This is a genomic window from Occallatibacter sp., from assembly GCF_049802275.1.
Taxonomy (GTDB): Bacteria; Acidobacteriota; Terriglobia; order Terriglobales; family Acidobacteriaceae; genus Telmatobacter.
Genome location: NZ_JBARMD010000200.1, coordinates 1 through 12,464, shown reverse-complemented (window position 1 = coordinate 12,464; position 12,464 = coordinate 1). Strand labels below are relative to the sequence as shown.

Sequence of the window (12,464 nt, the reverse complement as noted above, 5' to 3'; positions counted from 1 at the left end):
TTACTTCCGTATCGCACCGCGTCCGAAACACGTGGCCATGGCTTTCTAACTCCGCGCGCAACTCCTTGAAATTGTAAATTTCGCCATTAAACACCACCCATGTCGTCTTCTCCTGATCCGACATGGGTTGATGCCCACCCTCAAGGTCGATGATGGACAAGCGTCTGAACCCGAATCCCAGTGCCCCGTCGAGAAAATATCCTTCGTCGTCAGGACCACGATGCCGAATGGCTCCCGCCATCTCCTCAAGTTCGCGACGATCGACCGCTGCTTCCTTATGAAGAAAGTTGAACTTGCCGCAAATTCCGCACATGTGTGTTCCCTTCTTCTTCAGGAGTTTGAAGTCTGCCCGTCACCATTCGCTCGGAGCAGAAAACAGAGGCTTCGGAACAGCTGCGACGATGCCCAACGGTGCATGGGCGTGTTATCCCAGCCAAGATAGAGTTGCCGGCTGCGAAACGATCCCTCCGGCGTTTGCCAGCGAGCAAGAATCTCGTTCAGCGACGAAGCCACACGGCGATCTAGCTTTGGAAAGCGTCCGCGCAGTAGCACAGCCAGGTTGATGCACTCTGCGTAGTCGTACAATTCACGCCGATAGACGGTCAGCCGAGGAGCCCGCGAAAATGGTTTTGGTACGCCGCCTTCATCAAACAAATTCTGTGTATAGTAAGCCACGCCGCAATCAATCGCGGCAGTGCAGTCCGTGTTCCCGGTTAGCGCTTCGATCTTTGCAAGAGCCTTCATTACGAAGCACGTATGAAAGTGGTCTACAAAAGAACGCTTACCGTCTCTTGCATAGAACCAGGAGCCGTCTTCGTTCTGCGCTTCAAGCACAAAGTTCAGATTCCGCTGGGCTGCGTCTCTGTATTTACTCTCAGAGAATTCAATAGCGGCGTTTGTCAGCAGATAGGCCCGATACGCATTGGCATTCACGACACTCAAAGAGTGTTCAGGAAATGGCGTATAGGAGCAGGTCGTGGCCGTTGCGGATGTCGGAATGTCCTTGTAATCATTCAAAGCGTGTCGCGCAATGGACCGCATTACTCGGTGCCATCTATCGTCGCCATCGATACGGTAAACCTGCTGGAATGCCTCAAATACATATGGAACCGTGGTAATCAGCGGGGTTCCGGCCGGAATCGTGCCCAGGAGCGTCTCCCAGTGAAATGGATATCCCCAGCAATACTCCTCGTATCCCGGACAGCGGGTCTCTTCCAGTACATTCAAGAAGTGCCGCGCCCGCTGGTAATAGCGATCCTGTGCTGACATCTCAACAAGGAATGCAAAGCCCATCGCGTAATGCGCGTCGCCGATTGGAATCCGTTGTGGCTTCCAGAATAGCCGTCTCGCGGACGGAACAAATGCCTCTGAGAATATGATCGGCATAACCGCAAGCGTCCCAAGCCTCGGACGCTCATAGTACAGCCGCTTCGCTTTCCTCCCCACTTCACCCGAATAATACGACTGAAAGTCGTATGACAGCTCGCCGTGGTTGTCCAGCCATGCGATAAACCTTGACACAGCCGACCTCGTCTCTTGCAGAGGAAGGTCATCGGCGCCCCTGCTTTTACGTAGCGGAAGCTCCTTTTCGATTTCGATGCTCATAATCATCCAGTTTCCAGTTATGGCGTTGGCCGATTTATCTACTGCGGCACTCTCTCGAACTGACGAGGAGTCATTGCTGAACACGATCCGCAGTTCGTTGTGCGGTCCGAGTACCTTGCGCGACCGGCAACAGCCCAAAACCGTCGATCTTCTTGAACCTGACGATCGACAAGAGGATTGCCTTCAGCTTCATCATCTGCTCGTGGCGATGAAAACGCATCAGATCATCGGAAACAATCCGTTTTTCGCCAGTAAGCAAAGCGCTGAAATATCCGGCGAAGAGCATCACTCCACCAATCACATACGGCCGTGTCAGCAGTTGATAACTGCAGCGGACCGTCTCCCACAGGGGGTGTCCTCCCATGTAATAGTCTTTCTTGCCGTATGCAAAGCTCTTGCCGATCTTGCTCGTTTCCGCAGTGCCCAGAACGCGATGATGATAGAAGCACATCTCGCGAAACGACCGTGTCTTCCATCCCATCATGCGCGCAGTTGTGACCGCCATCCAGTCAATGCCACCGGCCTTGCTAGGCTGGTAGCCACCGATCGCTTCAAAACACTCACGACGAAATATCTGGCACTGGCCTGAAACATAGTTCTGGCCTTCAAAGCTGTCGGTCTCTGAGCAGTATCCCGGTTCCCGAAAAATAGTCCCCGCAACCCCTAGATCAGGATCCTCCTGGAATCTATTCATCAGGAACTCGAAATGTTTCGGATCGAGAGTAACGTCCGCATCGAGATTTCCAATAATCTTGAAATCAATTCCGCTCAGCCGCTCCTGCCCCGCTCTGAAGGCATACACCTTCGCCGCGAAGTTGCGTTCCTTTCTGATCGGAAGATCAACAATTTCGATCCAGTTGAATTTAGCCGCGCAGCGAGCAGCAATAGCGCCAGTGTCGTCTGTCGAACCGTCGTTCACAATCACCCACTTCGCCGGCAAGACTGTCTGCTGCGCCACAGAGAAAATCGTATTCTCTATGAACTGACCCTCATTCCGAGCGGGTGTGATCAAAACGTACGGTAAGTCTGAAGCCGTTAACTGCATTCATCACCTTTTGGCGGTGCGGTGTTCAATCGATGAAGAGTCGGTGGGTCAGTTCCAGTGTCAGGAGCCTGTTCAGCTCGATCGTGTAGTTACCGGTCCCGTTCAAGTGTCGTGTAACGATGTTCGTCACTGCATCCCGATTTAGATACGGGCGCGAGAGAGATCGCGAGTCGAGCAGCATATCGCGAACATATTGCGACAGGTAATCTCGATACCAGGGGCGAAAATGGAAAATCTTGTGTCGCCCTACCCACATTCGCTCGAAATGAACAAAGGAAAAAGCATGATCAAGAGATGCAAGCCATTGGGGCATCCCGTAATCGTAAGCATACTCAGCCTTGAATGAAAATTGGAGCGCGGCTCGCGTAATGTAACTATTGAGGCCCGGCGTGCCGCGGTCTGTGCGCAATGAAGCTAGCTCCGGATTTCCGCATCTTGCGAGGCGTAGTCTGCAGTCCTGATTCAGATTTACTATCTTTGGGGCTCTGTAAACAGCCTTGACCAAATCATTGTCGAGATAAGGTGTGCGGACTGCCACCTGCGTTTGTTCAAGCTCAAGGACCCCATAGTGGTGCCAGGGTGATTGGCGAAATGCCACGAACGTCGACTGGTTGCCTTGCAGAGTAGCGTGATAAGTGGACTCGGCCTGCTGAAGCCATGGCGATAAATCTGAACGGTAAAGACCGCTCATTGGCTGAACAGCCTTGAACATCACGTCCTGAAGAAGGATCTCGCTCCCGTAAGTTCCAACCATCCGCACAGGGGCGATTTCCCGAGCCTTTTCGTTTACATACAGGTCTGGAGACCGGCCAAGATCGACGCATGCATCCGTAAGATAGACGGTGCGCTCCGCGTAGTGTGCGAATCGTGAAAGAAACTCCTCGCCGGTCGTTATCACCTGGTGAGGCTGATTGCAAAGCTTCGCGACCTTGCGCGCGAGCTTTACATCTTCATTATCTCGATACATGCTCCCGAATGTGTAACAAGGCAGTGAGCCTGGCTCGGCTTTATGCCACGCCATGATGATTCGTGTGTCCATGCCGCCCGTGAGCGACACGCCAACCTTTTCCGGTCCTTTGAAATACCGCGGCAAGTTGTGAGTGAACGCGTCGCGCAGGCTGTTGAAATACTCCTCGGCCGCAAGAGGCTCCTGGTCTTCCCATTCTGAAGGATGGAAGTATTGCCCTTTCTTTTCCAGTGAGCCGTTTCGAAAGGACCATGAAGAGCCGGGCGGCAGAACACTGATGCCAGGAAACAGCGTCCGATTTTCCAGCACGCAACCGCATACGATGAACTCTCCAACACTTCGCGGATCGGTAGCACGCAGTTGAGGGCAGACCTTGAGGATCGCCTTGGCCTCGGCCGCAAAATAGAACGCATCATCGGATTCGTGAAAATAAAGGCGCTGCAGACCGTAACGATCATTGAAAAGCTTAGTTGTGCCGTTCGATCTGTCTGCGAGTAAACCGTGGAATCGGCCATTCAACTGCTTCGGAAAATCTGGCTCCACTTCATAACGATGAACCAGGTAAGAAGCCGCCTCATCCGCAACTTCATGCCCACGCACTCGCAGCGCTTGAACAATGCCGTTCTCTGGGAATTCCTCTCCTGAGAAGACAAGGGTGACGTCTTTCCGTTCGTTCTGCACCGGCATCGATGCGTCAAAGGCACCCCGTCGCGCTACCCAGCCCACATAAGCGCCGAGGGAGGGTTCGCTCCAGACACCAGAAGTATAAAAGGGCTCATGCTGCATGGTTTTGAGCATGCCGCACAATTCATCTTCTGCCCAAGCTTTGGGTCGCTTGGTGATAATTCCAACTAAACCGGGCAAACTTAAATCTCCTGGAATCTTGGGGGCGTTAAGCGCAAGCGGTTCCTGGATAAAACCGCATTGGGACGCATTGATGAAAGCTAAGTGCTGTACTGTAACTCTTTGTGCCGCGAGATCTGCGCATAGACATCACCCGTCTTTCGCGCGGCGATATCCCACGAATGAGCAGCTTGGATAAGATCCTTGATTCGGCCTCTCTGATCCTCAAGAGTTTGAAACAGTTCGCTTGAAAAGTACTTCTCAATGACTCTGGCAAGATCTCCGGAATCATTTGGGTGACATACATATCCGGTTTTCCCTTCAATAATGTCGCGACCAAACGATCCAACGTCAGTGGCTACCACTGGTAGGCCAAAACTATAAGCCATGAACAATACACCACTTTGGAAAATCTGGGTGTATGGCAAAACAAGCACATCCGCTGCCTTGAAGTACTGCTCAATCTCATTGTCTCCTATAAACCGTGCGTGCTGAACCACCTGCTCCCGGATCTCGCTTTGTTCAATCTTCCGCGATACCTGCTGCCACTGCTGCTCCCACTCCTTCATTGGCTCACCTGCAATCACGAGGCGATAGTTTCGATCCTGAACTGCGAGTCGCGTAAATGCGTCCACCAGCAGATCGACGCCCTTGTACGGAGTGATCCGCCCAAAAAAGAGAATTGTTCGATTCGGCTCCTGCAGCCCCAAACGCTGCTTCGCCTCCGCAGATGTCAATGTCGACTGCGGAACCATATCGTACGTTCCAAAGGGTATGATCGTGATCTTTTCTTCACGCACGCCAAAGGTCTCCACCAGTTGATCTTTCATTTTTTGAGTGTGCACAAAAATGTGATCGACAAGCCGATATTGCGTACGCAGCGATACTCGATTGAGAAGAGAGTCGGATCCATCCCGTTCTCCCGCGTTTACATTGTGCGCAGTGAAAGCCAACCGCTTGCCCAGCATCTTGTAATAAATGAGAAGCAGGGTCCGATCGAAGAACGGGAACTTGTAATTCCAGAGAATGTGAAAGATCGGCGCAGACGAGGCGGCGCCGTAATAGAGAAGGTGAACATACGCCCCAAAGATCGCCAGAAGTCTTTGCAACTTATTGTGACGGCGTTGCGGCGTTGCGTAAAACGAAAGAAGCCTTACGTTGCCGCACTCCTGCAATTCAGGAGTGTCCATCTCGGAGTTGCAGATCATATCCACATTAATTCCCAGTGATGCCAATGACTGGCTCAACCCACAGGCATAGTGCCTGTCAATCCCTCCCGTAAACAAAGCTATTTTGAGCGGTGAAATTCGATTCTTCATACGGCTGCGTTCTTGAATTCCTTTTCAACAGGGGTGAGAGATAGCGCCGGCTTGATTCCCAAGGAAATTCACCATTGCCCCCGTTGTGCGCCGCCGCCAGTGTGCTATTCTGAAGCCAATCCACGGGACAATATGAACTTCGAGCACCCATAGAACACCGGGATTTTGGCTTTGCCGTTGATTCGTTCGGGTCTGGCCTGATTGGGAAGCACCATTTTACTTCCCGCTTTGAAACTACTTTAGATTAATGCCTTGGCAGTGAATATTGGAGTAAATCATTGATTCTTCGTAGCTTGCGACATCTTTTACCCATGTTTTTTAGGGTACCCTCCAGTACTCTTCCTCCCAGTAACCGCAGTAACCCTAGTAACCACCCCAAATCCGACTGGTGTACCACTTTTGTCCCTTGAGTACTATCCTCAAAGACAAACGTACCCGGTATTTTTAATCGCATTTCCGGAGGATTCGCAATCCCCCAGAGGTGTTGCTGTGAAGCACTTTGGTGCTAATAAAGGAGTCTGCTCCACCATGAAGAAACAATTCGCCATCATTTTCATCATCACTTGTGTATTCGGTCTTCGTCTCCCTGCGTCCGCGCAGTCCTGCGTCTCTTCCACCTGCAACGCCGCGAGCCCTGCCGAGTCTGATGTCCTCGCTGCACTCCCGTCGAGTGGAAACACCAACTCCACGGTCGTGGTCAATATTCCGGGCGGTACTGCCGCATGGACTAGCCAGTTGACCTACACTGTCCCACCGGCAGTTACTAACCTGACGATTAAGGGTAGTACCTCCGTGAACTGCACAGGCGCGGCTGGCACCTCTTCCTACTCCTGCGCGCCCACAGACTCGACGGTTATTCAGGACAATATTGCCGGCGGTTTTGGCGTGTGGCAGATCAACGGATCGTCATCCAGTTCTAATCCTCTAGTTAGATTGACCGGCATCACGATCCAAGGGGGATCAGGAGCAGTTAAGGGTCAAGGGCTGCTTCTGTTCTACTCGAATAGCGCCACCAGTCAGATACGGTTCGACCATGATCATTTTAATTCGACCACCAGCGGAAATGGGGCGTGGGCAGGCGCTATCAACGGCTGCACTACCGGAGTCATAGATCACAACGTTTTCGACAGCGCCAGCACAACCGATTCGGGGAGTGTTGTCCAAGGGTTTATGGTCGCGAATACCTGCAATGACTCGCTTGGCTATGGGGATGGCTCGTGGGCAGCGAAGACCGGATTCGGGACTTCGGGTTTCATATTCATGGAGAGCAACGTCTTCAACGGAGGGCTTGAAGGCGATTGCGAAACATCCGGAACATTCGTGAGCCGCTACAACACCCTGAACAGTAATTCCCAATCCTCATCATGGATTCACTCGCACGCCACTGAGCAAAACGGGGGCAGGGTGCGCGGATGCAGAGCCTACGAGGTATATCACGACTACTTCAACATCGCCGGTTCAGGGAGCGCGATGATCGGCGCGGACGGAGGAACGTCGCTGACCTGGGGGAACACCCTGAGTCACGCCACGGCCCTGTTCTCGGGCTATGGCTACGAAAGAAACGATGGAGAGCACCATCAAACGGCTACGCCAAGCGGGTGGGGATTCTGCGGATCAAGCACCACCGATCCCAACACTGGATCGGTAAACGGTGTGGGATCGGCGTGGGACGGGAACTCTAACGCGGGAACCGGCTACCCATGCATCGACGGACTAGGAAGAGGTCAGGGAACACAAGCGCTGAATGGAGCCAACTTCCCGAACGCCCTCAACTCCGCCACCGGAACGATTGCGTGGCCTCACGAGTATCTTGAACCGATTTATCAGTGGATGAACTCGCTGTCCGGAACCCCGCAAGTCACCATTGGGGGCAGCGCCGCTTTACAGAACAGGGATGTCTTTGTCGATAACGCGAATTTCACCGGAGCAACCGGAACAGGCTTCGGATTGGCTGCTTCGCGGCCCGCAACCTGCACGGCTGGACCCGGAGGCACATACGGAACCAGTCCCACCGGATCTTATGGCGTAGCGTACTTCGCGACCGATGCGAACTCAGGCAACGGCGAGTTATACGTCTGCACGGCGCCAAACACGTGGACAGCGGTATACCAGCCTTACACATATCCGCATCCGCTGGTCGGTGGCAATTCAACGTCATCGAATACTCCTCCTCCGCCAACGGGTCTCGTCTCCTCGGTCGATTAAACAGATAATACGAACTGCATGTTCGATTTTTGATCGTCCTTCAGCGCTGCCCGGGTTATAAACCCGGGCAGCACTGCGTAGGCCCGCTCAGTTGCTAGCCTGCAAATTTTTCATTCAGCCCGTAAACGTAGTTTTGGAAAAAACCATCTTCGCGCAGGAAAACGGTAAAGCCATTCTCCTTCAGAAAGCGGATGACATCTGCCTTCGTCCTCATCTCATCCGGGCCGCCCTCGTCGGCCAGAAAATCATGGCATGCGATGCAAACATGTTTCGTTTTCTTCGCCATTTCCTTCATGCCAGGAAGCGCAAGCCTCTCCGCGCCCTCTATATTCATTTTCAGGAAATCGACGTGCGATAAACCAAGTGATCGGAACAGCGAATCCAGCGTCGTTCCCACCACGTTAACTCCCGAACCAGTTCCAATAATGCTGTTTGCTTCGTGCTCGTTAGAATCGCTGATTTGTACTTCTCGTTCCTGATCGCCCACCGCAGCTTGAACAAGCGTGACATTCTTTAGTCCATTCTTTTCGCACACCTTCGACAAACAGCGAAATGTTCTGGGGTGAGCCTCTATCGAGACGACACGACCGGAGTTGCCCACACTTTTCGAAAAGATCAATGTCTCCCATCCCGTGCCGGCGCCGACATCCACGATCGTATGCCCCTCCCTGGGAACATACTTGTATAGAAAGAAATTAGAAGTCGACTTCTCGATTCTTTCTGGCGTCCAAAGCGTTATCCTCGGTTCGACAAGCGTGGCCGATGGAAATCTCTGAACCCACTCGCCTTCATAAGACACCTTGCATAGCTTTCCTGTTCGAACAGTTGCCATGCAGCCAGCAGACGCCGCCAGAACAGATCTGAAGCCAGGTCTGTTGAGTAGCTTGTATATGCCGTGCTTCAATTTTGTCCTCGATTTCAAGATTTCAGCCACCCCTCATTTCGTCCATTGATGATGCCGCGACCCTGCTCTCAGAACACGCATCCTTCAGTCCGCCCGGATTGAGGAGAGAATGAGGCGACCAGGCGAGTCTTCAATGGCGCTCAATGATCTTACAGTTGAGAGACATTCACCTCAGAGACTTTCCCTCACCTTTCGGGACTCGAACTGAAATAGGGTCTTGTCCCAGCATCGTTTGAGGAACCACCTGACCCGAGTTATAAGCACTTGGACTCCCTTTGCCTGTTTCTCGCCGAAAAGCGCCGAAAGCGCCAATATCTTCCAGGATGGGGTTGGAAACTTTAGTTCTCCGCCGAGGCTCGCGGCCATCTCGCTGGCGCGGCTTATAAGATCTGGCCTCTCGGGATGGAAAAACTCTACCCAATTCTGCAGGTAGTTCACGCATGCAGCACGAACTCTCTCGCTATCTTCAAGCGACCGGATATACCGGATGTGCAGTTCCATTGAGAGCCATTGGGCGGCCATCTTCTTTTCCGATTGCCCGATGTAGCTCAACCTATTCGGGCCTGCTTCGCGATAATAGACCTTGGCATCCGGAACGAATCGAACCTCTTCGCTGGCCAATAGAACCCGACAGAAGTATTCTCCGTCATCATCTCCTAACAGCCTTGTATCCCATGGCCCCGCCGCCTGCGCCAGCTCACGGCTAACGAGCCAGGTCGCGGTCTGCATGTAGAGGTTATATTGCATTTTCCGCACAAGCCAATCGACCGGGGACAGATCGCACCATAGAGCGCTCGGAATGAAACTAGTCCGGTAATAGCGGTACAGGAACTTCCCCCAACAGCCAGACACTAGGATCCGCTTGTTAGGGTTCTCACCCAAAGCCTCCATCTGTCTTTCAATCTTGTCTACAGCCAGAACATCGTCCGCATCAAGGTACTGGATGTAATCGCCCTTGCTCAACTCGAGGGCCTTGTTCCGAGTTGCAGCTGCCCCCCGATGCTCGTTCGCAACAACTCGCAGTTGCTCAGATTCAAATTTCCTGGCTATCTGCAGCGTTCGATCCGTCGAACCATCGTCGACAACAATGATTTCCTTTGGTTCCCACGTTTGAGCGATTGCTGAGCGCAGAGCATCGCACAGCCACGGCTCCGCATTGTATGCGGGAATGAGAATCGATACCATAGGTTTTGCCAAGATGTTTCTCATGAGGTTGCCAAGAGCGCCATCACCGGAGCGAGGGACACAATTTAAAGTGAATGCCAGTTCTCCCGGCAGTGCGTTCTGCAATTGTCGGGGCCAACTTAATTAGATTGCTGAAGGTCAGCGAACTCGGGTCCACTGCCACCGGGCTTAGCTAAAATTCCCGCTGCTTAGCTCAAGTACTCCAGGTGCAGCATCTTCGGGGGCAGGAAAACGGGTTTCGGTGCTTGCCTGAGCACCCAATGCAAGACTTGAGTTGTGGCTCGCGCCTTCGCCTCCCAAGTCAGGTGCTCTTTGGCGTAAATCATCCCCTGTTGTCGCAAACGCTGAAGGAGCTGTCGATTCTGCGCGAGTTCTGTCAGTATCTTCTCCATTTGCGTTACCATGTCGGACTCATCAGTAAGCGCAACCTTGAAACCTACTTCTGGATGAACGATGTCACCCGGACCGCCAAAGTCGGCCACGACCGGTACAGCTCCGCACGCAAGAGCCTCAAACACTACACCTGCACCATTGTCACGAACAGATGGAAACAAAAAGATATCCGCAGTTCTCATCCTCTTGAGGACTTCCGCATGGCTGAGCCAACCACAAAAAATCACAGAGTCCTCGACGCCGAGGGTTTTCGCAAGTTGCTCAAGACGTCCACGCTCCGGTCCATCGCCGATCACAGTAAACCGGGCAGTGTTGTTGCGTAGTATCGGAGCTGCCGCGCGCAAGGCCAGGTCGCAAGCCTTCAGCGGGACCAGCCCACCCACGAAAACCAGCTCGGCTTTCGACCCGGGTTGAGGATCTCGCGAATCAGAAGAACAGAGTGAGCGTGCAATTCCCGGCTCAGGCACAAAGAAAAGCTTGTCCGAGTACACCGCAAACTCAGAATAGGTTTGCGATGACGCCGCTATGATCGCGGCAGCATTACGATACGTGGATCGAGCAAACGGAAGGAGCCGATAGAAATTCCGCAGGCTTGAAATCCATTCCTTCTGGCTTTTCAGCTGACTGAATCCGGCCGGCCACGGCAACCCCCCATTCAAAGGCCCGATCACGAAGGGTATTGGACCCTTGCGGAGAAAGAACGCGAACGGACTCGGCAGCGAGGGTGTCATCGGCATCACCCGCAGGACCACATCAAACTCGCCTGCAGCGATGCGTCTCCGAAGCTGTCTCCATGCACGCCATTCGAATGCAAGAGAAAACGGATAATTGAAAGCGGTCAAAACCTGAGTATAGTAATTGTGTTTGAAAATCTCGCGCACTGTCCATGCGCGGAAGCGATCAAGCAACGGCATGTGGACCACTTCAATAGAGCGGAATGGTGACTTGGCGCGACGCACCGGGCCTTCGCTCGGCGATCCAATCACCAGAGCGACATCATGGAGTTCAGCAAGTGCCGCCGCGTGAGAATACGTAACATACGGCATGCTGATCGACTCCGGATTTATGTCCGGCGCCAGAAGCAAAATTCGTAACCGGCTCATAGAAGTTCTGCTCATGCGGTGGCCTTTGGAGTGCGCTGAACACCGCAGTTGCTCCTCCAGAATACTTCGATCGTTTCATCCTCACACGATTCAAGTACTGCGCAAAATTCCTCATCCTTGAGCCATTCCGGTAAAACCAGGCCTGAACAGCAATCTGGCGTGTAATTGAACTCGCCATCGGGCTTCAGTGCGCGCAGCAACTGGACGCACTCAACACCCTCTTTTCTCAGTACTCGCAGGTTGATCTCGAACGAGACAAACGGCACAGGACGACGCATCCCTCGTAGCACGTTCAACTCGTAGCCCTCTACGTCGATCTTGATGAAGAAAGGCACGCCGTGAATCCCGATCAGATCTTCAATTGTGGTGGTCTCGACAGATTTGCTGCTGGAAAAATCCAATCCGTAGTGCTCATACTTAAAGGTTTTGCTGTTTTCTTTCAGGTGATCGGCCCATTTTCGATTAAGGGTATTCACAGCTGATCCGGGACCGTCGATCCACATTCTTTCGACTGCGTTCTTGTCGCTCACTGCCTTGCCTACGAGAACGACCGGACACCGTCTCAAACGGTATCGGAGGAATCGGTCCCGCAAAATCGACAGATTGGTATCATCCGGGTCTACGGCCACCACGCATGCGCCAAGTCTCAGAAAAACATCGGTCTTTGCGCCCCCGTTGGCACCCACATCAAAAATGATGTCGTTCCGCCCGAGGCCTACAAGCAGGTTGCGGTAAAAGCTCTCCTCTTCCTTGTTTGAGGAGAGTGCATCCCTATTTGCGAGAGCCCAGTATATGCGGCGCATCGACGAAGATTTCAGCCGGCTCCGCAGCGAGCTATTCAATCTCGTTGTGAACATGTGTCCTCACCACCTAGCTCATTTATATTGAATAACTT

The 12,464-nt window shown here is 52.9% G+C and carries 9 protein-coding genes and 1 pseudogene; 1 reads left to right on the top strand and 9 read right to left on the bottom strand.

Features of this window, described 5'->3' with window-relative positions:
* From WA354_RS06700 to WA354_RS06680, 5 genes and pseudogenes are all read right to left on the bottom strand, one after another.
* Window positions 1-313: pseudogene (locus tag WA354_RS06700) on the bottom strand (asparagine synthase (glutamine-hydrolyzing)); the annotation flags it as partial.
* Window positions 314-330: 17 nt separating this feature from the next.
* Window positions 331-1,521: a hypothetical protein gene (locus WA354_RS06695; protein ID WP_472812229.1), complete on the bottom strand. Its 1,191-nt coding sequence runs from the start codon at window positions 1,519-1,521 to the stop codon at window positions 331-333.
* Window positions 1,522-1,675: 154 nt separating this feature from the next.
* Window positions 1,676-2,650: a glycosyltransferase family 2 protein gene (locus WA354_RS06690; protein ID WP_472812228.1), complete on the bottom strand. Its 975-nt coding sequence runs from the start codon at window positions 2,648-2,650 to the stop codon at window positions 1,676-1,678.
* Between the two features lie 25 nt (window positions 2,651-2,675).
* On the bottom strand, window positions 2,676-4,415 hold the full coding sequence (locus tag WA354_RS06685; protein ID WP_472812227.1) for an asparagine synthase-related protein: 1,740 nt from the start codon (window positions 4,413-4,415) through the stop codon (window positions 2,676-2,678).
* Between the two features lie 146 nt (window positions 4,416-4,561).
* Entirely contained in the window at window positions 4,562-5,779 is a 1,218-nt protein-coding gene (locus WA354_RS06680; protein ID WP_472812226.1) for a glycosyltransferase family 4 protein, read from the bottom strand.
* Window positions 5,780-6,307: 528 nt separating this feature from the next.
* On the opposite strand from WA354_RS06680, the gene WA354_RS06675 reads away from it, so the two are divergent.
* Entirely contained in the window at window positions 6,308-7,984 is a 1,677-nt protein-coding gene (locus WA354_RS06675; RefSeq protein WP_472812225.1) for a hypothetical protein, read from the top strand.
* A 94-nt stretch (window positions 7,985-8,078) separates the two neighbouring features.
* Here WA354_RS06675 and WA354_RS06670 read toward each other — a convergent pair whose 3' ends face one another.
* From WA354_RS06670 to WA354_RS06655, 4 genes are all read right to left on the bottom strand, one after another.
* Window positions 8,079-8,888, bottom strand: a complete 810-nt coding sequence (locus WA354_RS06670) for an FkbM family methyltransferase (protein WP_472812224.1) — start codon at window positions 8,886-8,888, stop codon at window positions 8,079-8,081.
* A gap of 171 nt (window positions 8,889-9,059) precedes the next feature.
* On the bottom strand, window positions 9,060-10,178 hold the full coding sequence (locus tag WA354_RS06665; protein WP_472812223.1) for a glycosyltransferase family 2 protein: 1,119 nt from the start codon (window positions 10,176-10,178) through the stop codon (window positions 9,060-9,062).
* 83 nt (window positions 10,179-10,261) lie between these two features.
* Window positions 10,262-11,569 (bottom strand): glycosyltransferase family 4 protein, encoded by a 1,308-nt coding sequence (locus WA354_RS06660; RefSeq protein WP_472812222.1) that lies wholly within the window; start codon window positions 11,567-11,569, stop codon window positions 10,262-10,264.
* Between the two features lie 11 nt (window positions 11,570-11,580).
* Entirely contained in the window at window positions 11,581-12,372 is a 792-nt protein-coding gene (locus WA354_RS06655) for an FkbM family methyltransferase (RefSeq protein WP_472812230.1), read from the bottom strand.
* Between the last annotated feature and the right edge of the window lie 92 nt (window positions 12,373-12,464).